Genomic DNA, 25,281 nt, shown 5'->3' on the forward strand with positions numbered 1-25,281 from the left:
GACAGCGGCTCGTCCATCAGAAATGCCTTGGGGTGGCGCACGATTGCGCGGCCCATCGCCACCCGTTGACGCTGGCCTCCCGACAACTGCGATGGCTTGCGGTCCAGAAGCTCGGTCAGGTCAAGCGTTCTGGCCGTCTCCTCGACCTTCTGGGCTATCTCGGCCTTCTTCATCTTGGCCAGCGTCAACGGGTGGCGATGGGCCGCGCAATCGTGCGCCACCCCAAGGCATTTCTGATGGACGAGCCGCTGTCGAACCTGGACGCCAAGTTGCGCGTACAGATGCGCGGTGAGATCGCCAGGCTGCAGAAGAGGCTGGGCACCACGACGGTCTACGTCACCCATGATCAGACCGAAGCAATGACCCTGGGCGACCGCGTGGTGGTGATGCACTCCGGCGTCGCGCAGCAAATCGGCACACCTGACGAGCTTTACGAACATCCGGCTAACCTGTTCGTCGCTGGCTTCATTGGCTCGCCGGCGATGAACTTCTTCCCGGCAGCGCTGACGCCCTTAGGGCTGAAGCTGCCGTTCGGCGAGGTGATGCTGACATCGGACGTCCAAGAGGTGATCGCCAGGCATCCGGAGCCGGCGAACGTCATCGTCGGCGTACGCCCCGAGCATCTGTCCGACGCCGCTCTGATCGACGGTTACCAGCGCATCAGGGCGCTGACTTTCGAGGTCAAGGTCGACTTGGTCGAGTCGTTGGGCGCGGACAAGTACATCTACTTCTCCACCGCGGGGTGGGCCGCCCACTCGGCTCAGTTGGACGAGTTGGCCGCTGAATCGGATGTGCGCGAAAATCAGTTCGTGGCAAGGGTTCCCGCTGAATCCAAGGCGTCCATCGGGCAGTCGATCGAGTTGGCGTTCGACACCACCAAGCTGGCGGTCTTCGATGCCGACTCCGGAACAAATCTGACCATCGCGCCGTCTGGGACGCCGTGACACATGGTTTGGAGCAGCTGCGCGCGCATCTGCGCGCGCACTTCACCGACACCGAACCCGATGTGGCCAGTGTGACATTTCTGGGTACCGAGACCATCGAAGTGCTGCGTTTCCGTGAGCCGGACGGGTCGGTGCACTATGTCACGTTGGGCTGCTCACGTCACCCGATGACCGAACCGACGCTGGATATCGCTGACCCGTTGCGCGGCCCGCGCGCCGAAATTGTGTTGCAGCTACGCGATCCCGGCCCGATCACCGGCATCGCGCGCAGCCTGGCGATACTGGCGGCGGCCCCGGCCGTCGACGGTGTGGTCCTATGTGCCGACGCACTGGTCGATCTCGGCTCGCCGCTGTGGGCGTCGCCGTCGTCGCGGGTGCCGTTCACCGCTGTGCTGCTGGGCCGCAGTGCAATTCGCGACCTACCGCTGGATCCGCCCCGTGAACCGGTGCAGTTCCTGTCGGCCACCCCTATCACCGCAACCGAAGCGGCCTGGGTGCGGCTCAAGGGCGCCGAAGCGATGCGACAAGCGTGGGTCAACGACGGCGTCGACGTGCTGGATCCGAATCGCCCTGCCGCACAGCCGGATTGACGCGTCAACGCCAATCCGTCCGGCCGTCTAGAGCCAGTTGTTGCGCCGGAACTGGAAATACAGGCCCACGCAGGCGACGGCCATCAGGGCCATGATCCCGGGGTACCCCCACGTCCAGGTCAGCTCGGGCATGAAATGGAAGTTCATTCCGTAGATGGCGGCGACCATGGTGGGCACCGCCAAAATACCGGCCCAGGCCGCCATCTTGCGCATGTCGTTGTTCTGCTGCATCCCGACCCGGGCCAGCGCCGCCTGGATCAACGAGTTGAGCATGTCGTCGTAGCTGGCGATCTGGTCCGCGGCCTCGGAGTGATGATCGGCGACGTCGCGCAGGTAGCGGCGAACTTCTTTGGAGATCACGTCCTTGTTGTCCATCTGGATTCGATGGAACGCGCCCGACAGCGGGTTGACACACCGGCGCAATTCGACCACCTCGCGCTTGAGCAGGTAGATCGGTTCGACGTCGATCTTGCTGCCCGGGGCGAACGCCAGCCCCTCGATGCTGTCGATATCGGCCAGCATCAGGCCGCTCACCTCGAGGTAGTGGTCCACCACGTGGTCGGCGATCGCGTGCATCACCGCATACGGGCCCAACTGCATCTGCTCGGGGTCGGCGTCCATCCGCCTGCGCACCTCGGACAGTCCGCCGTGTTCGCCGTGGCGGACGGTGACCACGAAGTCCGCGCCGACGAACACCATGATCTCGCCGGTCTCGACGATCTCGCGGGCCAGTACCACAGATTCGTGGGGGACGTAGTTGACGGTCTTGAGGACCAGAAACAAGGTGTCGTCATACCGCTCCACCTTCGGCCGCTGATGGGCGCACACCGCGTCCTCCACAGCCAGCGCATGCAGCCCGAACACGTCGGCCACGTCCTGCATCTCGGACTGGTTGGGTTCGCGCAGGCCGACCCAGACGAAACCCTGCTGCCCCAGCGCTTCGATCTCGCGGACCTTCTCCAGTGCGGCCGCATAACCGAAGGTGCCGGGCAACCGGTGACCGTCGGCGTACACGGCGCAATCAACCAGCGTCTCTTTGGGGAGTTGAGGATCCGGGCGCGGCTTGGGGGCCGGTTCGTGGGCAAGCGGCCGAAGCGCTTCGGGCAATGCGTCAAATCCCTGGAACACATCCACCTCCCACGTTTCGCAGGTCCGACTCGAGCGGTGCTCCATGGTACGCGCGCCAGCTGTTCAAAGCGTGACGATCCGGTGCCGGGAAAAGCCCTGGTAGCAGACCGGAGATTGGGGGCCGAGAAGAGTGCGCTAGTTTCAAGCCGAAACCCGAATCTGCACGAACTTCTCCACAAGGAGTACACCGACGTGAGCGCAAGTCCTCTCAAGGTCGCCGTCACCGGCGCCGCCGGCCAGATCGGCTACAGCCTGTTGTTCCGCCTGGCGAGTGGCTCGCTGCTGGGCCCCGACCGCCCGATCGAGCTGCGTCTCCTTGAGATCGAGCCCGCGCTCAAGGCGCTCGAGGGTGTCGTGATGGAGCTCGACGACTGCGCGTTCCCGCTGCTGTCCGGCGTGGAGATCGGCGCGGACGCCAACAAGATCTTCGACGGTGTGAACCTGGCGCTGCTGGTCGGCGCCCGGCCGCGCGGCCCGGGCATGGAGCGCAGCGACCTGCTGGAGGCCAACGGCGCGATCTTCACCGCGCAGGGCAAGGCCCTGAATGAGGTCGCCGCCGACGACGTCCGGATCGGGGTAACCGGAAACCCGGCCAACACCAACGCGCTGATCGCGCTGAGCAACGCGCCCGACATCCCCAAGGAGCGGTTCTCCGCGCTGACCCGCCTCGACCACAACCGGGCCATCTCGCAGCTGGCCAAGAAGACCGGCGCCGCGGTGACCGACATCAAGAAGGTGACCATCTGGGGCAACCACTCGGCCACCCAGTACCCCGACATCTTCCACGCCGAGGTCGGCGGCAAGAACGCGGCCGAAGTGGTCAACGACCAGAACTGGATCGAGAACGACTTCATCCCGACGGTCGCCAAGCGCGGCGCGGCGATCATCGACGCGCGCGGCGCCTCCTCGGCCGCCTCGGCGGCGTCGGCCACCGTCGATGCCGCCCGCTCCTGGCTGCTCGGCAGCCCGGCCGGTGACTGGGTGTCGATGGCGGTCTACTCCGACGGCTCCTACGGCGTGCCCGAGGGCATCGTGTCGTCGTTCCCGGTGACCACCAAGGACGGCAACTGGTCGATCGTTCAGGGGCTGGAGATCGACGAGTTCTCCCAGGGCCGCATCGATAAGACCACCGCCGAGCTGGTCGACGAGCGCGCCGCGGTCACCGACCTCAAGCTGATCTAGCGGCGATCGCAAGCGCTGCGGAGGCGCGCGCTGCGGATCGGCACTAACAGCTACCTCACCAATTAGGGCTACCAATCGGTAGTCAGTACCCTGAAGCGCGTGTCCGAATTGCTTGAATCGATACAGACGCACCCCGAGCAGGGCGCGATCACCGACGCTGAGATCTTCGAGGCACACATAGGCGGCAAGCTCTCGGTAGGCCTGACGTCGCCGCTGGATACCCAGCGGGCGTTGTCGATCGCCTATACCCCCGGTGTGGCGCAAGTCAGCCGTGCGATCGCCGCCGACCATGCCCAGGCGGCCCGCTACACATGGGCGAACCGCTTGGTGGCGGTGGTCAGTGACGGCAGCGCGGTACTGGGCCTCGGCGACATCGGGCCCGCGGCGTCGCTGCCGGTGATGGAGGGCAAGTGCGCGCTGTTCCAAGCGTACGGCGGCCTGAACGCCATCCCGATTGTGTTGGACACCAAGGATCCCGACGAGATCGTCGAAACCCTGGTGCGGCTGCGTCCGACGTTCGGCGCCGTCAATCTCGAGGACATCTCCGCACCGCGCTGCTTCGAGATCGAACGTCGCCTCATCGAGGCGCTGGACTGCCCGGTGATGCATGACGACCAGCACGGCACGGCGATCGTGGTGTTGTCCGCACTCATGGGCGCCAGCAAGCTACTGGGCCGCGACATGACCTCGCTGAAGGTGGTGGTTTCCGGAGCCGGTGCGGCCGGCATCGCGTGCACCAATCTCCTTATGGTGATGGGTGTTTCGGATATCACCGTGATCGACTCGCGTGGAATTCTGCACACCGGTCGCGACGACATGAACGACGCCAAGGCTGCGCTGGCGCAACGCACCAACCCGGCCGGTCTGACCGGCAGCATGGTCGAAGCCATCCGGGGCGCCGACGTGTTCCTGGGCCTGTCGGCGGGCGTGGTCCCCGAAGAAATGATCGCCACCATGGCACCCAACGGGATCGTGTTCGCGCTGTCCAACCCCGACCCGGAGATCCATCCCGACATCGCGGCCAGGTACGCGGCGGTGGTGGCCACCGGCCGCAGTGATTTCCCGAACCAGATCAACAACGTGTTGGCCTTCCCAGGGGTGTTCCGCGGTGCGCTGGAAGCCGGCGCCCGCCGGATCACCGAAAAGATGATGGTTGCCGCGGCCGAGGCGATCTTCTCCGTCGTGAGCGACGACCTTGCGCTCGACCGGATCGTTCCCAGCCCGCTGGACACCCGGGTCGGCGAAGCGGTGGCCAAAGCGGTGGCCCTGGCCACAGAAGCCTCAGACACTTCCGGGGAGTGAGAATCGGCAGGCTGGCGGTGCCGCTGCTCGCCGCCGTACTCGCTGTAGCCGGATGCGCGACCGACACCGGCGACCGTCGTGCCCGCGCCGAAGTGGTGGTCGGCTCGCGTTCTGACGGCGATTCGGCGTTGCTGGCCGGCGTCTACGTCGCTGCACTGCGGTCGTACGGCTTCGGCGCGCGGGCGGCGACCGCGAGCGACCCGAAGCCGCAAATGGATTCCGGCGCATTCACCGTCGTTCCCGTCTTCACCGGTCGCACATTGCAAGCCCTACAGCCCGGCGCGACGGCAATGTCGGACAAAGACGTCTACCGCGCGATGATCGCCGCGCTACCCGAGGGCGTCGTCGCGGGTGACTACACGACGGCCGCTGAGGACAAACCGGTGTTGCTGGTAAGCCAGTCCACCGCCAAGGCGTGGGGCGGCAGTGACGTCAGCGCGGACTTGAGCACTCTGCCCAAACACTGCGACGGCCTCGTCATCGGGACGATCGCCGGGCGCCAGGAACCGTCGACAGTCGGCTCCTGCAGACTTCCCCGGCCGCATGAATTCCCGGACAGCGCAACGATGTTCGCCGCCATTCGGGGCGGGCAGCTGACCGCGGGGTGGACGACGACCGCCGACCCCAGCACTCCCGACGACCTGGTTGCGCTGGCCGACGGTAAACCCGCACTGATCCGGGCGGAGAACGTGGTGCCGCTTTATCGCCGTAACGCGCTCAGCGATCGGCAGTTGCTGGCGGTCAACGAAGTGGCCGGCGTGCTGGACACCGCGGCTCTGGTCGAGATGCGGCGGCAAGTGCGTAGCGGTGCCGACCCGCAGGTGGTGGCGGGCGGCTGGCTGGCCGAGCATCCGCTGGGCCGGTGACCGCTAGCGCTTCGGCATCAACCGGTGCACAGTCTGCTGAAGCCGGCTCATGACGGGTCCGCCCAACAGCAGTTCCGGTCGGGAACCCGTCAGCCGCACCACCAGATCCATCGCCCTGACGTCCGGGCCGACCAGCACCCGGGGTTTGCGTTTGCGCACCCCTTTCAGGATGAGCTGAGCGGCTCGCTGCGGGCTGGTCTTGGCCTGCTGCTGCTCGAACAGATCGACCATCGCGCCGTGGTCGAGGCCATCAGCGGCGGTGGCATTTCGAGCGAACGCTGTTTTGATGCCGCCCGGGTGCACGGTTGTCACCCGCACCGGGTGACCGGCTCGCACCATCTCCTGATGAAGGGCCTCGGTGAATCCCCGGACGGCGAACTTGGCCGAGACGTAAGCCGCTTGTCCCGGTGCGGAGAACAGGCCGAGTGCGCTGGAGACATTGATGACGTGGCCGTCGCCGGAGGTGATCAGGTGTGGAAGGAACGCCTTGGTGCCGTTGACGACACCCCAGTAATCGACGTCTATCACCCGTTCGATGTCTTTGAACTGACTGGCCTCGATCAACCCCATGAAGGTGATGCCGGCGTTGTTGTAGATCTGGTTGACCTTGCCGTAGTGCTCGTTGACCGCGTCGGCGTAGGCCAGGAAAGCGTTGCGCTCGGTCACGTCGAGTCGGTCTGCCTTGACCGGAGCGCCGATCGCCTTCAGTCGGTCCACGGTCTCGGCGAGTCCTCGAGTGTCGACGTCACTGATCGCCAGCTTGGCGCCCGCCCGGCCCAGTTCGATGGCCAGCGCCTGGCCGATGCCCGAACCCGCGCCGGTGACCACGGCGACCTTGTCGGCGAATCCGTGCATCAACAACACTCCCTCGACCAGAAATTGACGCGTTGAGGCTAATCGTTACCAGCGAAGCTGGCTATAGCAGGGCGAAATGGTGATTCAGCGACCACCGGCACTGAGGGACGGGTCACTGTTTGGGTAGCAGCCGTCCCATGACAGGCCCGAACAGCTGCTGGTAGTACGGGCCCGCCAACCGGACCAACACGTCCAGGAGTTTGGCATCCGTTCCTACCAGCACCCGGGCCTTCTTCTTGCGGACCGCGTCCAGGATGATCTGGGCGGCGCGTTGCGGGCTGGTCCTGGCGAGCCGCTTGTCGAACAGCTTCGCGAGTTGCTCGGAGTCAAGGCCCTCGGCGGCCGTCGCGTTGCGCGCGATCGCGGTCTTGATGCCGCCGGGGTGCACCGTGGTCACCGCCACTGGGTGGCCGGCGACCGCCATCTCCTGGCGCAGCGCCTCGGTGAAACCCCGCACCGCGAACTTGGCCGCGTTGTAGGCCGCCTGCCCCGGGACCGAAAACAGCCCGAAGACGCTCGACACGTTGACGACGTGGCCGTCGCCGGAGGCGATCAGGTGCGGAAGGAACGCCTTGGTGCCGTTGACGACGCCCCAGAAGTCGACGTCCATCACCCGTTCGATGTCTTTGAACTGGCTGACTTCCACGTCGCCGGTGAAGGCGATTCCCGCGTTGTTGTAGACCTGATTGACCTTGCCGAAGTGCTCCTTGACCCCATCGGCGTAGGCCAGGAAGGCTTCACGCTCGGTCACGTCGAGCCGGTCTGACTTGAACGACGCGCCGATCGCCTTCAGCTGTTCCTCGGTCTGGGCCAGACCTTCGAGGTCGACGTCGCTGATCGCCACCTTAGCGCCCGAGCGGGCCAACTCGACGGCCAGCGCCTGTCCGATACCTGAACCCGCGCCAGTCACCACCGCGACCTTGCCGGCGAACCCTTGCATGAGCACCCTTCCTTATCGGCACGTTTGCCTCGAGGCTAGCCGGTACCAGCGGTCCCCGATATCCGCGGGTCGCGGTCGGCGCTCACCGCAGCGCGCCGTTGCGGCGCTCACCGTCGCCGGGCTAGCTCGGATGGCCCGACTCCTTGCTCGCGCCGTTGCGGCGCTCACCGTCGCCGGGCTAGCCCGGATGGCCCGACTCCTTGCTCGCGCCGTTGCGGCGCTCACCGTCGCCGGGCTAGCCGAAGGCCGTATCGATGATCTCCTGCTGTTCGACCGCGTGCACCTTCGACGACCCCGACGACGGGGCCGACATCGCGCGGCGCGAGATGCGCTTGAGCCCGGTCAGCTTGTCCGGCAGGAGCTCGGGCAGCTCCAGTCCGAAACGCGGCCATGCACCCTGGTTGGCCGGCTCCTCCTGCACCCAGAAGTATTGGCTGGCATTCGGGTAGCGGTCCAGCGTCTCGCCCAGCCTGCGCTTCGGCAGTGGCGCGAGTTGCTCGATCCGCACGATCGCCACATCGTCGCGGTTGTCCTTGGCCTTGCGGGCCACCAGCTCGTAGTAGAGCTTGCCGCTGGTCAGCAGGACCCGGTTGACCTTGCTGCGATCACCGATGCCGTCCTCGTAAGTGGGTTCTTCGAGCACCGAGCGGAACTTGATCTCGGTGAAGTCCCGGACGTCGCTGACCGCCGCCTTGTTGCGCAGCATCGATTTCGGGGTGAACACGATCAGCGGGCGCTGCACACCGTCGAGCGCGTGTCGCCGCAACAGGTGGAAGTAGTTGGACGGCGTCGAGGGCACCGCGATCGTCATCGAGCCTTCTGCCCACAGCTGCAGGAAGCGCTCGATGCGGGCCGACGTGTGGTCGGGGCCCTGGCCCTCGTGGCCGTGCGGCAGCAGCAGCACGACGTTGGACAACTGGCCCCACTTGGCCTCACCGGAGCTGATGAACTCGTCGATGATCGACTGGGCGCCGTTGACGAAGTCCCCGAACTGCGCCTCCCACAACACCAGGGCGTCCGGGTTGCCCACGGTGTAGCCGTACTCGAAGCCGACCGCGGCGTACTCGGACAGCGGCGAGTCGTAGACCAGGAACTTCCCGCCGGTGGGGGTGCCGTCGGCGTTCGTCGCCAGCAACTTCAGCGGGGTGAACTCTTCGCCGCTATTGCGGTCGATGATCACCGAGTGCCGCTGGGAGAAGGTGCCGCGCCGGGTGTCTTGACCCGACAGCCGCACCAGCTTGCCCTCGGCCACCAGTGAGCCCAGCGCCAGCAGTTCACCGAAGGCCCAGTCGATCTTGCCCTCGTAGGCCATCTCGCGGCGCTTCTCCAGCACCGGCTGCACTCGCGGGTGTGCGGTGAAGCCGTCCGGTAGCGCCAGGAAGGCGTCACCGATGCGGGCCAGCAGCGACTTGTCCACCGCGGTCGCCAGGCCGGCGGGCAGCATCTGGTCGGCCTCGACCGATTCGCTGGGCAGCGCCCCGTGCTTCTCGAGTTCGCGGACCTCGTTGAACACCCGTTCCAGCTGGCCCTGATAGTCGCGCAGCGCGTCCTCGGCTTCTTTCATCGAGATGTCGCCGCGGCCGATCAGGGCTTCGGTGTAGCTCTTGCGGACTCCGCGTTTGATGTCGACCACGTCGTACATCGCGGGGTTGGTCATCGACGGGTCGTCGCCCTCGTTGTGCCCGCGCTTGCGGTAGCACAGCATGTCGATGACGACGTCCTTCTTGAACTCTTGCCGGAAGTCGACGGCCAGCTTGGCCACCCAGGCGCAGGCTTCCGGGTCGTCACCGTTGACGTGGAAGATCGGCGCCCCGATCATCTTCGCGACGTCGGTGCAGTACTCGCTGGACCGCGAATACTCCGGCGCGGTGGTGAAGCCGATCTGGTTGTTGGCGATGATGTGGATGGTGCCGCCGACGCGGTAACCGGGCAGGTTCGTCAGGTTCAGGGTCTCGGCGACCACGCCCTGACCGGCGAACGCGGCGTCGCCGTGCAGCATCATCGGCACCACCGAGAAGGCTTTCTCGTCGCCGTGATCTTCGGCGCCCCGGTCCAGCAGATCCTGCTTGGCCCGAACCAAACCCTCCAGCACCGGGTCGACGGCCTCCAGGTGCGACGGGTTGGCGGTCAACGACACCTGAATGTCGTTGTCGCCGAACATCTGTAGGTACACACCGGTCGCGCCCAGGTGGTATTTGACGTCCCCGGACCCGTGCGCCTGCGCCGGGTTGAGGTTGCCCTCGAACTCGCTGAAGATCTGGGAGTACGGCTTGCCGACGATGTTGGCCAGCACATTGAGCCGGCCGCGGTGCGGCATACCGATGACCACCTCGTCGAGTCCGTGCTCGGCGCACTGATCGATAGCCGCGTCCATCATCGGGATGATGCTTTCCGCACCTTCCAGTGAAAACCGCTTCTGGCCAACATATTTGGTTTGCAGGAAGGTTTCGAAGGCCTCAGCCGCGTTCAGCTTGCTCAGGATGAACTTCTGCTCGGCCACCGTCGGTTTGACGTGCTTGGTCTCGACGCGCTGCTGCAACCATTCCTGTTGTGAGGGTTCCAGAATGTGGGTGTACTCCACACCGATGTGCCGGCAGTAGGCGTCGCGCAGCAGACCGAGCACGTCGCGCAGCTTCTTGTACTCGGAACCGGCGAAGCCGTTGACCTTGAACACCCGATCGAGATCCCACAGCGTCAGGCCGTGGTTGAGAATCTCGAGATCGGGGTGGCTGCGGAATCGGCTGCCGTCCAACCGCAATGGATCGATGTCGGCCATCAGGTGACCGCGACTGCGGTAGGCCGCAATAAGTTCCATCACCCGGGCGTTCTTGTCGACGATCGAGTCCGGGTTGTCGGTGCTCCACCGCACCGGCAGGTACGGGTTGCCCAGCTCGCGGAAGATCTCGTCCCAGAAGGCATCCGACAGCAGCATCTCGTGGATGGTGCGCAAAAAGTCGCCGGACTCCGCGCCCTGGATGATGCGGTGGTCGTAGGTCGAGGTCAGCGTGATCAGCTTGCCGATCCCCAGCTCGGCGATGCGTTCCTCACTGGCGCCCTGGAACTCCGCGGGGTATTCCATGGCGCCGACACCGATGATGGCGCCCTGGCCGGTCATCAGCCGCGGCACCGAGTGCACGGTGCCGATGGTGCCTGGGTTGGTCAGCGAAATCGTCACGCCGGCAAAGTCTTCGGCAGTTAGCTTGCCGTCGCGCGCCCGTCGCACGATGTCCTCGTAGGCGGTGACGAACTGCGCGAACCGCATGGTTTCGCAATTCTTGATGCCGGCGACCACCAGAGAGCGCTTGCCGTCTTTACCCTGCAGGTCGATGGCCAGGCCGAGGTTTGTGTGCGCCGGGGTTACCGCGGTGGGCTTGCCGTCGATCTCGGCGTAGTGCCGGTTCATGTTCGGGAACTTCTTGATGGCCTGCACCAGCGCGTAGCCCAACAGGTGGGTGAACGAGATCTTGCCGCCGCGGGTGCGCTTGAGCTGATTGTTAATGACGATCCGGTTGTCGATCATCAGCTTCGCCGGGATGGCGCGGACACTGGTCGCAGTCGGCACGTCCAGCGACGCCGACATGTTCTTGACGACGGCCGCCGCGGCGCCGCGCAGCGTCTGCAGCTCGTCACCTTCGGCCGGCGGGGGAGCGGCGGCCTTGGCCGGCCGCGTCGCGACCCCATTGCCGGCGGCCGTGCTCACCGGAGGTGTGGCCTTGGCGGGCTCGGAGGTCTGCGGGGCCGCCGGAGCGGGCTTCGCCGGCGCGGCCGCTGCCGGCGGGCCATCGACGCTGGTCGGGGCGGCCGGCGCCGAGTCGCTGATCGGCTCGGGGTTGTAATCGACTAAGAACTCATGCCAGCTCGGATCGACTGACGAGGGGTCGTCGCGGAACTTGCGGTACATCTCCTCGACCAGCCATTCGTTCTGCCCGAATGGTGAACTTATGTTGCTCACGACCGCAGTTCGCCTCAATCCTTCTGTTCCGCAGCCGCATTCCCGCGGCGCCTGCACTTGTGTCGGCCCCGGATGACCGAGACTCCACACCCATGGCGGTACCCATTGTTTCCGCCCTATAAAGGCTAACCTTTCGCCGCCGATCCGCCAGGTTGACCGGGGGCCACGGTGAGGTTGGGGGCTAGCCGGCTTCGTGGACGGGCGGCACCAGGTGCAGCGCGCGCGGCCAGCGCGCCGGCGGGGCGCCGAATGCCCGCTTCGCGTTGCGGATCATCTTCTTGCCGGCGAGGTAGTTGCCGATGGCGCCCACCACGACCCCGATGCCGACCGGCAGCAGTTTGCCGAACAACAGGGCGCCGCGCCGCAGGGTGTACTTCCGGACCCACGACTTGAGCAGCCGTGAGTTCAGCTTCGACATCGACGACAGCGGCAGGGCGGCCAGGCTCTCGGAGATCCAGCCGCCGTTGGTGCGGCGCGGACCGATCAGCTCTGCGACGGCGTGTTCGCTGTTGTCCCCGGCGAGGACCGCCAGCACCAGGGCGCGCCGTCGTTCCCGGTGATCGGCCGGAATGTCGTGGATCACCGCCACCGCCAGCACGAAGAACGCGGTGGCCTCCAAGAACGTCACCGTCTCGGCGGCCGCCGCGGACAGGGCGCTGATCGTGCCGATTCCGGGGACGGTCGCCGCGGCTCCCACGGCTACGCCGCCGGCCGTCACGATGGCCAGGTAACGCTTTTGCAGTTTGGCCAGGATCTCCGCCGGGCCGGCCTGGGGATGCGCGTTGCGCAGCCGGTTCACGTAGGCCTCGGCCGCCGGCCCCTGCAATCGCGAACTCCGCTCGATGACCTGTGCCAATGCCCGAGCGGACATCTTGGGCCGACCACTTTTGCCGGTCGGCGCCTGTCCGGCGTCGGACATGTTGAAAAACCGGTTCGGCGACTTGTTCCGTCGAGCCCGCATATCGTCTCTCCTGCAAATGGCGTTCTTTCAGGCTAACGCGCCCGCGGCAAATCCTGCCGCGTTATCCGCCCCGGCCCGATCCTTGGCTGCCGGCCTATTGCCTCACCGGGAATAATGCTCGCTGGATGTCTGCGACGGTCCTTGCCGTTTCTCGGTGCCCATGCTTGCTGTTTACCGCGGCGCGCGTGTGGTGTATGACCTGCGTGGGTGGGTGCGATCGACCAGACGGGCCGTACGGCTGCACAGCATCGTCGGGAGCGAAACGAGGTGGGGTGGATGACCACGGCTACGCCCCGCACGCCCGGAGGCGCGCGGCGCGCGGGATCGGGCCCGGCGCGGTCCGCCCACCGCTGGAACTTTTTCACCCAGAGCTCGCCGCAATCGCGGAACCCCTGGAACCCGCTGTGGGCGATGATGATCGGCTTTTTCATGATCATGGTCGACTCGACCATCGTCGCCATCGCCAACCCGACCATCATGGCCAGCTTGCGCATCGGCTACGACACCGTGGTCTGGGTGACCAGCGCCTACCTGCTGGGCTATGCGGTCGTCTTGCTGGTGGCCGGGCGCCTGGGTGACCGGTTCGGCCCCAAGAATCTCTACCTTTTCGGCCTGGTGGTGTTCACCATCTCCTCGGTGTGGTGCGGGTTGGCCGGCAGCGCCACCATGCTGATCGCGGCCCGCGTCGTGCAGGGCATCGGCGCGGGGCTGCTCACCCCGCAGACCTTGTCGACCATCACCCGAATCTTCCCGGCGCAGCGGCGTGGCGTCGCGGTGAGCCTGTGGGGCGCCACCGCCGGCGTCGCCAGCCTGGTCGGCCCGCTGGCCGGCGGGGTGCTGGTCGACGGCCTGGGGTGGCAGTGGATCTTCTTCGTCAACGTCCCCATCGGTGTCATCGGGCTGGGGTTGGCCTACTGGCTGGTTCCGGTGCTGCCCACCCAGTCGCACCGCTTCGACTTGATCGGGGTCGCGCTGTCCGGTATCGGCATCTTCCTGATCGTGTTCGGGCTGCAACAGGGCCAGGCCGCCCACTGGCAACCGTGGATCTGGGCGCTGATCGTCGCGGGGGTCGGATTCATGACGGCCTTCGCGTTCTGGCAGTCGCTGAACGCGCATGAGCCACTGATTCCGTTGGTCATCTTCAGTGACCGCGATTTCAGCGTGTGCAACGTCGGGGTCGCCGTCATCTCCTTCGCCTCGACAGCGATGATGCTGCCGCTGACGTTCTACGCGCAGGCCGTGTGCGGGCTCTCGCCGACGCGCTCGGCTCTGCTGATTGCGCCCATGGCGATCGCCAACGGTGTTTTCGCCCCGTTCGTCGGCAAAATCGTCGACAAATACCATCCGCTGCCGGTGCTCGGCTTCGGGTTCTCGGTGCTGGCGGTGGCGCTGACGTGGCTGACCTTCGAGATGTCGCCGACGACGCCGATCTGGCGGCTGGTGTTGCCGTTCTTTGCCACGGGTGTCGGGATGGCGTGCGTGTGGTCACCGCTGACCGCCACCGCGACCCGGAACCTGCCGCCCGAGCTGGCGGGCGCGGGCTCCGCGGTATACAACTCCGTGCGCCAGTTGGGCGCGGTGCTGGGCAGCGCCGGCATGGCCGCGTTCATGACCTGGCGGATCACTGCCGAGGTGCCGCCGCAGCCGTCCGGCGAGGCCACCGACGAGGGTGCCCTCGCGTTGCAGCTGCCCGAATTCCTGCGCGAACCGTTCTCTGCCGCGATGTCGCAATCGGTGCTGTTGCCCGCGTTCATCGCATTGTTCGGAATCATCGCCGCACTGTTCCTGGTCGGCTCTGCGCCGTGGACGGACAACGGCAGGGGCGGCGAAGATCTGCTCGGGCCCGACGACGATGACGTTGTCGACGACGATTATGACGACGACGAGTACGTCGAATTCGTGCTGGTGCGCGAACCCGACGCCGGGCAGTCGAGCCAACCCGCGCCGCCGCGGCTCGATCCCCCGCAGCCACGGCGTAGCGAAGTGCCGCCCCGGGCCGATTCGTGGCACAACGCTTTCGATGAACCAAAAGCCCAACCAATTGGCTATGCCCACAACGGTTCTCGTGTGGACAGCGGCAAACGCCTTCGCCAGGTGGCAGTGCGGCACCCGCCCAAACCCATGCCACCGGGTGATCGGCTCACCCGGCCGCCGCGTCGCCACCACAATGGACCGGCGGGCCACCGCTTCACCGAAGGCGAATCGCTGCGAGGCCAGCACCACCGTCCCGATCCGGACGACGACCCCACCGGGTCCGGCCGGCACTCCTCGAGCGGTTAGCCGGTCTACCGCAGATCGGGTTGGGTCAGCGCCAGGAAGGCGCCCAGGTCGATCAGTCCCTCGGGTGTGGCGGGCAAATATTCCGTCAGTGACGGCGAGCGCACGATTATGGCGGCGTACTGAGCCCGGCTGACCGCCACATTGAGCCGATTCCTGTTGAGCAGAAACGAGATTCCGCGTGGCACCACATCCATGGACGACACCGTCATCGAGATGAACACCACCGGCGCCTGTCCGCCCTGGAACTTGTCGACCGTCCCCACCCGTACACCGCCGAGCGCCGCTGCGGTCAGGCGGCGGCGCAGCAGCGCCACCTGGGCGTTGTAGGGCGCCAGCACCAGCACGTCGGCGGCGGTCAATGCCCGGGTGCCGTGCTCGTCGGTCCACGCCGCGCCGAGCAGTTCTCCGATCGCGGCGACTATGGCGGCGGCCTCCTCGGGGCTCTCGGCCGAGTTCCCTTGGTGCTCAACCGAAAGTAGCTGCACGCCAGGTAAATACCCGTCCAGGCGGCGGGCGGCCGTGCAGTCGTCGGACTGCAGCCTGTTCTCATAAGAGAGCGCCGAAACCGCGGCGCAGACGGCAGGATGCATTCGGAACGAGCGGTCCAAGAAGTAACCGCGTTCCTCGGGCAGCGTGCGCTGGCCGTCGACCAGCCAATCCAGCGCGGAGGTGTCCACCGGCTCTGGATGAGTGCCCTGGCTGACTTGCGGCAACTGCTGCGGATCCCCGAGCAGCAACAGGTTGTCTGCTGCCGGGGCCACCGCGATGGTGTTGGCCAGACAGAATTGGCCCGCTTCGTCGATTACCAGCAGGTCAAGGCTTCCCGGCGGTATCCGATTGGCGTTGGCGAAATCCCATGCCGTGCCGCCGATTACACATCCCGGTGTGTCGGCCAGGAAGGCGGCGTACGCGCCGCCATCGATCTCCCGCCAGCGCGGGGACTGGTGGTCGTAGCGCTTCTTTGCGATCCGCTGCGGATCCAAACCGGCGTCGATCACACAGTCCAACACGTTCTCCACGGTGGCGTGCGATTGCGCGACAACACCGACGTGCCAGCCGTGTCGGGTAACCAGGTCGTGGATCACCCGGGCGGCGGTGTGCGTCTTGCCGGTGCCGGGCGGCCCATGCACCGCCAGGTACGACGAGTCCAAATCGAGTAGCGCGGCGGTGATGTCGGCGACGGTGTCATCGCTACGCGGGAGGGAAGTGGCGCTGCGCGTCCGGGGCGCTCGGCGCAGCAGCACGTCGACGACGGCGCTGCGCGGCAGTTGCGGCAATCCGGCGGCCACCGCGGCGGCGGTCGCCTCGATCGACACCCGCAGCGCGGTGGTCGGGATGGGCGGGCCGGGAGTCAGTGCAAACGGCAATTGATCAAAGGTGTTGCCGTCACTGCTAACTCGTTCAACAACCACGACCTCGGTGGGCACCGCCGGATCGTCGGCCTCGATGACCGAGGCGCGTCCGGCCGCCCGCCGGTCCGGGCTGTCGGTCATGCCTGGCGGCGCCGGCGGGTTGTAGAGCGCAAAGACGTCGCTTTTCAGGTCGCCGCGGGCCAATTCGCCGCGTAGCTGCAGCCGCCGCTGCGGTTTGCGCGCCCGGGGAGGGGTGTGCCAGTCGACGCTGACAGACACGCGCTCGGCGACGAACACGTCGGTGTTATCCGTCCACTCCTCGAGGGGAAAGTTCAGCCGGTCGAAATGGGCCCACCAGAACGGTTTGTCCTCGCGCCGGTGGTAGCCGCGCGCGGCGGCCAGCAGTGCTACCGCGATCTGCTGCGGGGTGCGGTCGCCGATACCGGCGGCTCCGGCGAACGTCGACAATGTCACCGCCAGTTGGTCGCGGTCGTCGACGGTGTTGCCGTCGTCCACCGGCTGGGCGCCGATCGGTACGACGCCAGATTCGTAGGCGCGCAGCATCAACCAGTTTCGCAATTCCTGAGTCGACCGGCAGTCGTAGTGGTTGTAGTCCTCGATCTCCTTGAGCACGGATGCGGCCTCGTCACCGCGGCCGTCCGCCTGCAACTCGCAATATTGTGCGTAAGAGGTGATCGAACCGGCGGCAGTGGTCACGTCACCGGCACGTAGTTGGGCTCCCATGTACAGCGGCTCCAGCGCCTTGAGGCTGAACGACTCTGCGCCCACCCGAATGCTCCTGCGCACCAAGGGATAAAGGTCCACCAGAGTGCCGCTGCGCAGCAGTTCGTCGACTTCGTCCTCTCCCACACCGTACCGCCCGGCCAGTCGCAACAACGCGGTCTTCTCGTACGGCGCGTAATGGTAAATGTGCATGTTGGGGCGGCGCTTGCGGCGTTTGGCCACCAGCGCCAAGAAGTCGATCAGCGCCTGGCGTTCGTCCGCCCGGTTGTGCGCCCACAGGGGACGAAACTTGCCGGTCGGTCCGGCTTCCAGCACACCGAACAGGTATTCCAGGCCCCACTCACGGCCATCGGTGGTCCACAGCGGGTCGCCTTCGAAGTCGAAAAACAGGTCCCCGGGGTCGGGCTCGGGGAGCAGGGCCAGTGGCTGCGGATCGATGACCTCGAACTGGGGAACACCCGTGTCACGTTGGCGGACTTGAAGTTTCGCTTGGGTGGTCAACTTCCCGAGCACGCCGGCGGCCAGGTCCGGCACCGGCCCGCGATGCTCGGCCAGCTCGGCAACCGTGCTGATCCCGGCGTCAAAGAGCTTGTCTCGCTGGCTTATCCGCATACCGGCGACCAGTAAGACGTCGTCGGCTGCACGCAGTTGCTCGAGACACAGCGGGCAGCGGAAGCAGGCCGCGACGCCCTCGTCGTGCCAGGCGACCGGTGCGCCGCCCGCATAGTGGTCATCGAGGAGGCGCTGCAGCCGGGCCCGCTGCGAGCGGTACACCGGGATCAGATCGCACACCCGGTGCCGCACCGAGGTTCCATCACCCAGCCGCAGTTCGGCCTCCGGCGCAACGGGCACACCCGAGGCGGCCAACGCGTCGGCGTAGGCGGCCAGCTGCAGCAGTGCGGTCACCTTGGCCGAGCGGGCCAATTTGGTGTCTACGACTCGGTACTGCTCACCATCGCGCACCAGAAAGTCGGCGAACCCGACGAAGCGGCCGTCGAACATGGCGGCTTGATACACCACCGGCGCATTTCCGACGATGGCGCGGCGGGTCGCGTCCGCGGCGGCCGCCAGGCCGGCAGGCGTATAGGCCGGGCGGCCGATGATCGCGACGGCCTCGCCGAACTGGCGGCGCAGCGAGGCGAGTTCGCGTCGCTCGTGTTCGCTTCCGAGCGCGGCCGTCCGCACGAGCAGTTCGTCCTCGATGGTGACGGCGGGTCCGCGGCCCAGCTTCGCGTCGAAGTCCCTCAGCAGCGCGAATTCGCAGCGGGCGGCGGCGGCAAGATCCGATGCGCTGTAAACGATGCTGTCGCCGGAGACCAACACGTGGGCCACTGTAAGTCAGCGCCCCGACAACAAGGCTGTGTCGGGCGGGCGTGCCCTCGATCAGTGGCCGGGGGTATTGCCGATGAGTTCGACGGCGTTGCCGTTCCAGTGGAACTTCACATCGGTGTTCAAGCCGTTGATGCCGCTGGGATAGGTGAGTGCGACCGTGTCGCCCGTGGTTTGCGCCGGGTCAACCCCATTGAACCCGTAGGTGTCGGGCACCCCCTGCGGGATGAATTGACCGAGGTGGAACAGCACCGCACGGGTGGTGGGACTGACCGCATTGGTGTTGGCCTTGATGATCACCGCCGACAGCTGCGCGCACTGGTTGTAGTTGCCGGCCAGCGGCTCGGGATTCCACGGTTGCTGGCTGCGCGGGTCCCGAGGCAGCTCGGAGACCACCTTCGCGATGGTGGGCGAGGCGAGGTTGACCGCGCAGGGGTCGGCCGGCTGCGCGTTGCCGGGTTGAGCGGCCGCCGACGGCGTGGCCGGAGCCGTGATCGACGGGGTCTCCGAAGTCGTCCTGGCCTGCGGCGTCTTCGCGACGGTGGAGTCTCCCGAACCGCAGCCGGTCAACGTTAGAGCGATCAAAGCGACAGCGGCCGAGCCGGTCAGTGGCTCGGTACGACACGGTAGCGACCACACACCTTGGCACCGTACCGTCCTCGGGTCCGGGGCTGTGGCAGGCATGGCCGGGTGTGCTGATGATCACCGGACCAGTCAGCTGCTGGTGACCCGCAGCGCTCAGCTGCGGCTGAGCTCGCGATCACCACGGGGCGCTATGGTGGTGACCCGCAGCGCTCAGCTGAGGCTGAGCTCGCGATCACCACTAGACTCCTTGGACGATGACCCTCTCGGACAGCTCGACTGAAGCTGCCTCAACGACGTTTGCCGACCTGCAGATCAACCCCTCGGTCCTGCGGGCGATCGCCGACGTCGGCTACGAGTCGCCCACCGGCATCCAGGCGGCGACCATCCCGGCGCTGCTGGCGGGATCCGACGTCGTCGGGCTGGCCCAGACCGGCACCGGCAAGACGGCCGCGTTCGCGATTCCGATCCTGTCGAAGATCGACGTCACCAGCACCGCCACCCAGGCGCTGGTGCTCGCCCCCACCCGGGAACTGGCTCTGCAGGTGGCCGAGGCGTTCAGCCGGTACGGGGCCCATCTGCCCAAGATCAACGTGCTGCCGATTTACGGCGGCTCGTCCTACGGCGTGCAGTTGGCCGGGCTGCGGCGTGGCGCCCACGTGGTGGTCGGCACTCCGGGCCGGGTGATCGACCACCTCGAGCGCGGGACGCTGGACCTCTCCCACGTCGATTACCTGGTCCTCGACGAGGCCGACGAGATGCTCACCATGGGCTTCGCCGAGGAAGTCGATCGCATCCTGTCCGAAACCCCGGAGTACAAGCAGGTGGCGTTGTTCTCCGCGACCATGCCGCCCGCGATCCGCAAGCTCACCACCAAGTATCTGCACGACCCGCTCGAGGTCTCCACCAAAGCGAAAACCGCGACCGCCGAGAATATTTCGCAGCGTTACATCCAGGTCGCCGGCCCGCGCAAGATGGACGCGCTGACCCGGGTTCTGGAAGTCGAGCCGTTCGAGGCGATGATCGTCTTCGTCAGAACCAAGCAGGCCACCGAAGAAGTCGCGGAAAGGCTCAGGGCCCGAGGGTTTTCCGCGGCGGCCATCAACGGAGACATCCCGCAGGCCCAGCGCGAGCGGACCGTCGCCGCTCTCAAGGACGGCAGCATCGACATCCTGGTCGCCACCGACGTGGCCGCCCGCGGTCTCGATGTCGAGCGGATATCACACGTGCTCAACTACGACATCCCCCATGACACCGAGTCATACGTGCACCGGATCGGACGCACCGGCCGGGCCGGCCGTTCGGGAACCGCCCTGCTGTTCGTCTCCCCACGAGAACGGCACCTGCTCAAGGCGATCGAAAAGGCCACCCGCCAAACGCTCACCGAAACCGAATTGCCCACTATCGAGGACGTCAACGCACAGCGGGTGGCCAAGTTCGCCGATTCCATCACCACCGCGCTCGGTGCGCCCGGAATCGACCTGTTCCGCAAGTTGGTCGAGGACTACGAGCGCGAGCACGACACCCCGATGGCCGACATCGCCGCGGCGCTGGCACTGCAATCCCGCGACGGCGAGGAATTCCTGATGGCGCCCGAGCCGCCGCCGGAGCGCCGCGAACGTCGTACCGAACATCGCGACCGCCCCGAACGGCCCAGGAACACAAAACCCTTCGCCACCTATCGCATCGCGGTGGGCAAGCGGCACAAGATCGGGCCGGGCGCGATCGTCGGCGCCATCGCCAACGAGGGAGGGCTGCATCGCAGTGATTTCGGCCATATCGCCATCGGGCCGGATTTCTCTCTGGTGGAACTGCCGGCCAAGTTGCCCAAGTCGACGATGAAAAGGCTTGAGCAGACTCGTATTTCGGGGGTGCTGATCAACCTTCAGCCGGAGCGCTCATCCGCCAAGGCCCGCGGGCGGGACGGCGGGAAGCCGCGCAGGAAACACAACGGATGACACTGTCGGAAGAACAAGACGCCCAGGGCGGCCTCGAGCAGACCTCTCGCGTCGACCGAGTCGCCTCGCTGACCGGAATCCGCGCGGTCGCCGCGCTCCTCGTGATGGGCACCCACGCGGCGTACACCACCGGCAAATACACGCACGGTTATTGGGGCTTGGTCGGTTCACGGATGGAGATCGGGGTGCCGATCTTCTTCGTGCTCTCGGGATACCTGTTGTTCCGGCCGTGGGTGAAGTCGGCCGAGCGAGGCGGTGCACCCCCATCGCTGAGTCGCTATGCGTGGCACCGTGTTCGGCGCATCATGCCGGCCTACGTCGTCACCGTCTTGTTCGCCTATGTCCTGTACCACTACCGCGATGCCGGGCCCAACCCCGGACACAGTTGGCTGGGTCTGGCGCGCAACCTCACGCTCACCCAGATCTACTGCAACGGCTACCTGGGCAAGTATCTGCACCAGGGGTTGACCCAGATGTGGAGCCTAGCGGTGGAGGCCGCGTTCTACGTCGCGCTGCCGCTGTTGGCATACCTGCTGCTGGTATTGATCTGCCGACGGCAGTGGCAGCCGAAATTGGTGCTGGGCGCTCTGGCCGGGATGACGTTGATCAGCCCGGCCTGGCTGGTCCTGGTGCACACCGATCACTGGTTTCCCGACGGCGCGCGGCTGTGGCTGCCCACCTATCTGGCCTGGTTCCTCGCCGGGATGATGCTGACCGTGCTGCAAGAGATGGGGGTGCGCGGGTACGGATTCGTTGCGATCCCGCTGGCGGTCGTCTGCTATTTCATCGTGTCCACTCCCATCGCGGGCGCGCCCACCACCTCCCCGGCAACGCTGAGCGAAGCGTTGTTCAAGACCTGTTTCTATGCCGTCATCGCCGGACTCGCGGTGGCACCGCTGGCCCTGGGTGACCACGGCTGGTATTCGCGGGTCCTGGCCAGCCGCCCGATGGTGTGGCTGGGGGAGATCTCCTACGAGATCTTCCTGATCCACCTGATCACCATGGAATTCGCGATGGACTACGTGGTACGCGCGCGCGTCTACACCGGTTCGATGCTCTACCTGTACATCGCGACCCTGGTCGTGACGATCCCGCTGGCGTGGCTGCTGCATCGGCTCACCCGGGTCCGGGACTGACTACGAAGCGGGCGCCGGTTAGCCCCGGGCGGAGACCGGCGTCACGATCGGAACGACGAATTCCTCGATCATCGACCGCTCTTCGTCTTCGTCGCGGCCCGGATAGGTCAGCAGCGAGACGATCACCCGCACCGTCCACCGGGCCCGTCGTTCGACGACGTCGGCAGCATCGGGCCCCAGGGAATGCAGGAACGACACCGCCAGCGCCGTGATTACGTCGGACTGGCCGGCCAATTCGCCACCCACGGGCGGGCGGGTGGTGGCGAACCACGACGCCAGCGCCGGGCTCTCGCGCACCATCCGCAATGTGACGAGGATGCTGGTGATCAACCGTTCCCGCGGATCCTCGATTCCGCCGGTGCGCGCGATGATTTCACGGCCCAACCGACGGGTTTCGCGGTGAATGTAAGCGGTCCGCAGTGCCTCGCGGTTCTCGAAGTACCGGTACAGCGTTGCCCGCGAACAGCCTGCCGCCCGGGCGATTTCGTTCATGCTGATCGAATCCGAGTCCCGCTGCGTGTAGAGCCGCTCGGCGGCGTCGAGTATCCGGTCGGCGGCCGCTTCGGTCCGGTGCGCACCCAGCCAGTCGTTGCCGGCCATCAGGACTTCACTCGAATCGGCACCGACAGCGGACGCCGGACGTAACTGCCGCCGGCCCAGACGATGCCGTCTTCGTCCACCTCGAAGTCCGGGCAGCGCGCGAGCAGTTCGGTGAGCGCAACCCGGGATTGCATCCGGGCGGCTGCCGCGCCCAGGCAGTGGTGTGCGCCGTGGCTGAACGTCAGGATATTTCGTGGGCATCGAGTCACGTCGAGTTCGCCTGCATCCGAACCATATTGGCGTTCGTCACGGTTGGCCGATCCGTACAGCAACAGTACCCTGCGCCCGGCCGGGATGGTGGTGTCGCCGACGGTCACGTCACGGGTGACGGTCCGGGCCAGCCCCTGTACGGGTGAGGTCAGCCGCAGCAACTCCTCGACCGCGTCGGGAATGCGGTCGGGGGCATCGACCAGCAGCCGCCGCTGGTCGGGACGCTGGTGCAGCAAAGGCATTGATCCGCCGAGCATTCCGGTCGTGGTGTCGTTGCCGCCGGTGACCATCGTGAACGTGAAGGCCAGCACCGACAACGTGCCGGCGATGTCGCCGTCGGCGCCCACTCCGGCGGCGACCAGGTGCGAGATGGTGTCGTCCTCGGGTTCGGTCCGCCGACGTTCGATCAGCTTCGCGAAGTAGGCCATCATCGACCCGACCGCATCGCCGACCGTTTCCAGTGCGCCGGCTACGCCGCCTTCGGCGGTGTTGGCCGCGACGATGGCATCCGTCCAGCCGTCGAATTGTGCCCGATCTTCCTCCGGCACACCCAGATAATGGGCGACCACCATGGACGGCAGCGGTTTGAACAGTTCGGTGACGATGTCACCGCCGCCGCGCGAGCGCAACCCCTCGATGCGCTCGACGACGAACTCCCGGACTTTGGGTTCCACCGCCTCGACCTGCCGCGGCGTGAATCCACGCGACACCAGTTTGCGGAATTCGGTGTGTACCGGAGGATCCTGCATCACGAAGGGTGGATTATCTTGCAGCCCAATCAGTTCCAGATCGTCATAGTTGACCGTCAGTCCCTGGGCCGACGAGAAGGTCTCGTGGTCGCGGGCCGCGGCCCACACGTCGGCGTGCCGGGAGAGCACGTAGTAGTCGTGCTCGGGATGCTTGGGCGGCACGACGTGGTGCACGGGATCGTGGTCGCGCAACGCGCGGTACATCGGCCACGGATCCGGCCAGGTGTCGGCGTTGGCCAGCTGGAAAGCGACCGGTGCTTCGTGAGACATAACGGATGCCATGTCTCATTCGTACGACAGCAACGGCAATATGTCAACCATCGGCCGCATGCCGAGTGCCCGGTCGGTGGGGCGCCAGCTGTAGGTTCTCATTTTCTTTGCCGGAGTTCTCACCTTCGTGGCATAGAAGTGGCAGATCTGCCAGAACCAGCATGATGAGGATTTGGTCTGGCCGAACTGGGTGTCGCGAGATCATTGAGACGGGCACTCACTGCGCGTGGTCCCGACTCAAACCGTCTCCCTGGACCCTCTACTTTGGAACGGCGTAGTCCATGGACACGCGGTGCGACGACACAGTCAGTGAAGCTGCTTGCCATTGTGTCGTCGTTTTCGCTCCCACGGCCAGGTCATGAGCGCCCAAATGATGACTACGAGGAGGCCGCCCGTCAGTAGGTACACCGGCCATCGCCCGAGCACGTCCAGCAGCGTCGCGGTGGCAGGTTTTCTATTGAGGAAGCCGTAATTCGTTCCCGCGATCGTGTTGAACGTGAAGGTGACTGCCGCCCATAACAGGGTCGTGATAACCGCGATGCGGTAGCTGCGCCAGCGCGGCCGCATTCCACGTCCGAAGGTGAGATAGATGGCGGCCCATACGACGAGCAGGTGAATCGCCCAGAACCCGAGGAATTCATGGCTAGGGAAGTCTGGGGCGTATAGAACCGGTGAGATCAACGCCTGCGTGCTTAGGACCAGGCCCCAGTAGTAGGTGAGTGCGAAGGCCCAATGTCGCTGCGACCACAATGCATAGGCCGCCGTGACGGTCGCGAGATCGGTCAGGCGCAGCGGCACCGAACTGTCGATGGTGGGCCGGAGCAGTGAATAAACCAGCCCCGCACCATATATCACCGCAGTCACTCCCCCAAGGACGCGGCCGAGGAGTCGGGCCTGCGATTCGCTCTGCCGGCGTCCGATCCAGACCAGCGCCGCGGACCCGATCGCGAACACCGCGAGCACCGCCCAGTGTGAGAGGCCGTACGCGGAGAACTCCCGCTTCGCAGAGATCAGCGCCACAAACTCCGCGGTGTGGTCACACATCGCCCCCACAATATCGACCGGCTCACCCCGCAGCGACGACGTCAAGACTGCGGTCACTTCGCGTGTATCGAAACAGACCACATTCGAGACACCTCCTGCGCCGCTCCAGGTCGACGGATTTGAGCAGGTCAGGACGTCTCAGAAGTCGGTCTCGAAACCACGGTGTCGCCGGGCTCGCCGCATGCATGGCGGCCATTGTCGAGCGTGACCCGAGCCGAGTTCTGCACAACCGGCTAATTCTCGGATCCGCCACGAAGATGAGAAAAATGCCTCCGCCATTTTGGTGAGAATTCTGCAAACCCGCACG

Annotated in this window: 19 protein-coding genes; 8 read left to right on the forward strand and 11 right to left on the reverse strand. The window is 66.0% G+C overall.

Annotation, left to right across the window (positions count from 1 at the left end; translation table 11 throughout):
* Nucleotides 1-173, reverse strand: a 173-nt coding sequence (locus A5625_RS28005; RefSeq protein WP_369829973.1) for an ATP-binding cassette domain-containing protein, incomplete at its 3' end; no start/stop codon positions are given.
* A 24-nt stretch (nucleotides 174-197) separates the two neighbouring features.
* Here A5625_RS28005 and A5625_RS30515 point away from each other — a divergent pair.
* A complete protein-coding gene (locus tag A5625_RS30515) occupies nucleotides 198-944 on the forward strand; it encodes an ABC transporter ATP-binding protein (protein WP_304441879.1) in 747 nt (248 codons plus the stop codon).
* A complete protein-coding gene (locus A5625_RS02730; protein ID WP_066988835.1) occupies nucleotides 941-1,534 on the forward strand; it encodes a suppressor of fused domain protein in 594 nt (197 codons plus the stop codon). The genes A5625_RS30515 and A5625_RS02730 overlap by 4 nt, the downstream gene beginning before the upstream one ends.
* 27 nt (nucleotides 1,535-1,561) lie before the next feature.
* Here the strand turns inward: A5625_RS02730 and corA are convergent, their stop codons facing one another.
* Nucleotides 1,562-2,662, reverse strand: a complete 1,101-nt coding sequence (gene corA / locus A5625_RS02735) for a magnesium/cobalt transporter CorA (protein WP_066988890.1) — start codon at nucleotides 2,660-2,662, stop codon at nucleotides 1,562-1,564.
* Between the two features lie 192 nt (nucleotides 2,663-2,854).
* Between corA and A5625_RS02740 the strand changes: the two genes are divergently transcribed.
* The 3 genes from A5625_RS02740 (at nucleotide 2,855) to A5625_RS02750 (ending at nucleotide 6,012) form a co-directional block, all read left to right on the forward strand.
* Nucleotides 2,855-3,844 carry a malate dehydrogenase gene (locus A5625_RS02740; protein ID WP_066988836.1) on the forward strand — a complete coding sequence of 330 codons (990 nt, stop codon included), beginning with the start codon at nucleotides 2,855-2,857 and terminating at the stop codon, nucleotides 3,842-3,844.
* 99 nt (nucleotides 3,845-3,943) lie between these two features.
* Entirely contained in the window at nucleotides 3,944-5,146 is a 1,203-nt protein-coding gene (locus A5625_RS02745) for an NADP-dependent malic enzyme (RefSeq protein ID WP_066988837.1), read from the forward strand.
* Nucleotides 5,143-6,012, forward strand: coding sequence for a glycine betaine ABC transporter substrate-binding protein (locus A5625_RS02750; protein ID WP_066988838.1), 870 nt, complete (start codon nucleotides 5,143-5,145; stop codon nucleotides 6,010-6,012). The genes A5625_RS02745 and A5625_RS02750 overlap by 4 nt, the downstream gene beginning before the upstream one ends.
* Before the next feature lie 3 nt (nucleotides 6,013-6,015).
* On the opposite strand, the gene A5625_RS02755 is transcribed toward A5625_RS02750, so the two are convergent.
* The 4 genes from A5625_RS02755 to A5625_RS02770 all read right to left on the reverse strand — a co-directional run bounded on the left by A5625_RS02755 (nucleotide 6,016) and on the right by A5625_RS02770 (nucleotide 12,720).
* Nucleotides 6,016-6,867, reverse strand: coding sequence for an SDR family oxidoreductase (locus tag A5625_RS02755; protein ID WP_066988892.1), 852 nt, complete (start codon nucleotides 6,865-6,867; stop codon nucleotides 6,016-6,018).
* Nucleotides 6,868-6,979: 112 nt separating this feature from the next.
* Nucleotides 6,980-7,807, reverse strand: a complete 828-nt coding sequence (locus A5625_RS02760; RefSeq protein ID WP_066988839.1) for an SDR family oxidoreductase — start codon at nucleotides 7,805-7,807, stop codon at nucleotides 6,980-6,982.
* A gap of 235 nt (nucleotides 7,808-8,042) precedes the next feature.
* Entirely contained in the window at nucleotides 8,043-11,759 is a 3,717-nt protein-coding gene (locus A5625_RS02765; protein ID WP_066988840.1) for a multifunctional oxoglutarate decarboxylase/oxoglutarate dehydrogenase thiamine pyrophosphate-binding subunit/dihydrolipoyllysine-residue succinyltransferase subunit, read from the reverse strand.
* 181 nt (nucleotides 11,760-11,940) lie between these two features.
* The gene (locus A5625_RS02770) at nucleotides 11,941-12,720 is read right to left on the reverse strand and encodes a hypothetical protein (RefSeq protein WP_066988841.1); all 780 of its coding nucleotides are present in this window, start codon (nucleotides 12,718-12,720) and stop codon (nucleotides 11,941-11,943) included.
* Between the two features lie 276 nt (nucleotides 12,721-12,996).
* On the opposite strand from A5625_RS02770, the gene A5625_RS02775 reads away from it, so the two are divergent.
* On the forward strand, nucleotides 12,997-15,000 hold the full coding sequence (locus tag A5625_RS02775) for an MFS transporter (protein ID WP_066988842.1): 2,004 nt from the start codon (nucleotides 12,997-12,999) through the stop codon (nucleotides 14,998-15,000).
* Nucleotides 15,001-15,005: 5 nt separating this feature from the next.
* On the opposite strand, the gene A5625_RS02780 is transcribed toward A5625_RS02775, so the two are convergent.
* Together A5625_RS02780 and A5625_RS02785 are read right to left on the reverse strand one after the other, a co-directional pair.
* Nucleotides 15,006-18,419, reverse strand: coding sequence for a TM0106 family RecB-like putative nuclease (locus A5625_RS02780; RefSeq protein WP_066988894.1), 3,414 nt, complete (start codon nucleotides 18,417-18,419; stop codon nucleotides 15,006-15,008).
* Nucleotides 18,420-18,479: 60 nt separating this feature from the next.
* A complete protein-coding gene (locus A5625_RS02785; protein WP_066988843.1) occupies nucleotides 18,480-19,109 on the reverse strand; it encodes an LppP/LprE family lipoprotein in 630 nt (209 codons plus the stop codon).
* A gap of 155 nt (nucleotides 19,110-19,264) precedes the next feature.
* On the opposite strand from A5625_RS02785, the gene A5625_RS02790 reads away from it, so the two are divergent.
* Together A5625_RS02790 and A5625_RS02795 are read left to right on the forward strand one after the other, a co-directional pair.
* Nucleotides 19,265-20,965 carry a DEAD/DEAH box helicase gene (locus tag A5625_RS02790; RefSeq protein WP_066988844.1) on the forward strand — a complete coding sequence of 567 codons (1,701 nt, stop codon included), beginning with the start codon at nucleotides 19,265-19,267 and terminating at the stop codon, nucleotides 20,963-20,965.
* Nucleotides 20,962-22,101, forward strand: a complete 1,140-nt coding sequence (locus A5625_RS02795; RefSeq protein ID WP_066988845.1) for an acyltransferase — start codon at nucleotides 20,962-20,964, stop codon at nucleotides 22,099-22,101. The genes A5625_RS02790 and A5625_RS02795 overlap by 4 nt, the downstream gene beginning before the upstream one ends.
* A gap of 18 nt (nucleotides 22,102-22,119) precedes the next feature.
* On the opposite strand, the gene A5625_RS02800 is transcribed toward A5625_RS02795, so the two are convergent.
* The 3 genes from A5625_RS02800 to A5625_RS02810 all read right to left on the reverse strand — a co-directional run bounded on the left by A5625_RS02800 (nucleotide 22,120) and on the right by A5625_RS02810 (nucleotide 24,974).
* The gene (locus A5625_RS02800) at nucleotides 22,120-22,701 is read right to left on the reverse strand and encodes a TetR/AcrR family transcriptional regulator (RefSeq protein WP_066988846.1); all 582 of its coding nucleotides are present in this window, start codon (nucleotides 22,699-22,701) and stop codon (nucleotides 22,120-22,122) included.
* Entirely contained in the window at nucleotides 22,701-23,942 is a 1,242-nt protein-coding gene (locus tag A5625_RS02805) for a cytochrome P450 (RefSeq protein WP_197515942.1), read from the reverse strand. The genes A5625_RS02800 and A5625_RS02805 overlap by 1 nt, the downstream gene beginning before the upstream one ends.
* Nucleotides 23,943-24,236: 294 nt before the next feature.
* Entirely contained in the window at nucleotides 24,237-24,974 is a 738-nt protein-coding gene (locus A5625_RS02810; protein WP_369829974.1) for a TIGR02206 family membrane protein, read from the reverse strand.
* Between the last annotated feature and the right edge of the window lie 307 nt (nucleotides 24,975-25,281).

The organism is Mycobacterium sp. 1465703.0 (genome assembly GCF_001672975.1).
Classification (GTDB): domain Bacteria; phylum Actinomycetota; class Actinomycetes; order Mycobacteriales; family Mycobacteriaceae; genus Mycobacterium.

Coding starts and splice junctions, on each gene's coding strand:
- A5625_RS02795 (WP_066988845.1), top strand. CDS start 20,962: ATGACACTGTCGGAAGAACAAGACGCCCAGGGCGGCCTCGAGCAGACC.
- A5625_RS30515 (WP_304441879.1), top strand. CDS start 198: ATGGGCCGCGCAATCGTGCGCCACCCCAAGGCATTTCTGATGGACGAG.
- A5625_RS02770 (WP_066988841.1), bottom strand. CDS start 12,720: ATGCGGGCTCGACGGAACAAGTCGCCGAACCGGTTTTTCAACATGTCC.
- A5625_RS02805 (WP_197515942.1), bottom strand. CDS start 23,942: ATGGCATCCGTTATGTCTCACGAAGCACCGGTCGCTTTCCAGCTGGCC.
- A5625_RS02785 (WP_066988843.1), bottom strand. CDS start 19,109: ATGCCTGCCACAGCCCCGGACCCGAGGACGGTACGGTGCCAAGGTGTG.
- A5625_RS02810 (WP_369829974.1), bottom strand. CDS start 24,974: ATGTGTGACCACACCGCGGAGTTTGTGGCGCTGATCTCTGCGAAGCGG.
- A5625_RS02790 (WP_066988844.1), top strand. CDS start 19,265: ATGACCCTCTCGGACAGCTCGACTGAAGCTGCCTCAACGACGTTTGCC.
- A5625_RS02800 (WP_066988846.1), bottom strand. CDS start 22,701: ATGGCCGGCAACGACTGGCTGGGTGCGCACCGGACCGAAGCGGCCGCC.
- A5625_RS02760 (WP_066988839.1), bottom strand. CDS start 7,807: ATGCAAGGGTTCGCCGGCAAGGTCGCGGTGGTGACTGGCGCGGGTTCA.
- A5625_RS02755 (WP_066988892.1), bottom strand. CDS start 6,867: ATGCACGGATTCGCCGACAAGGTCGCCGTGGTCACCGGCGCGGGTTCG.
- A5625_RS02775 (WP_066988842.1), top strand. CDS start 12,997: ATGACCACGGCTACGCCCCGCACGCCCGGAGGCGCGCGGCGCGCGGGA.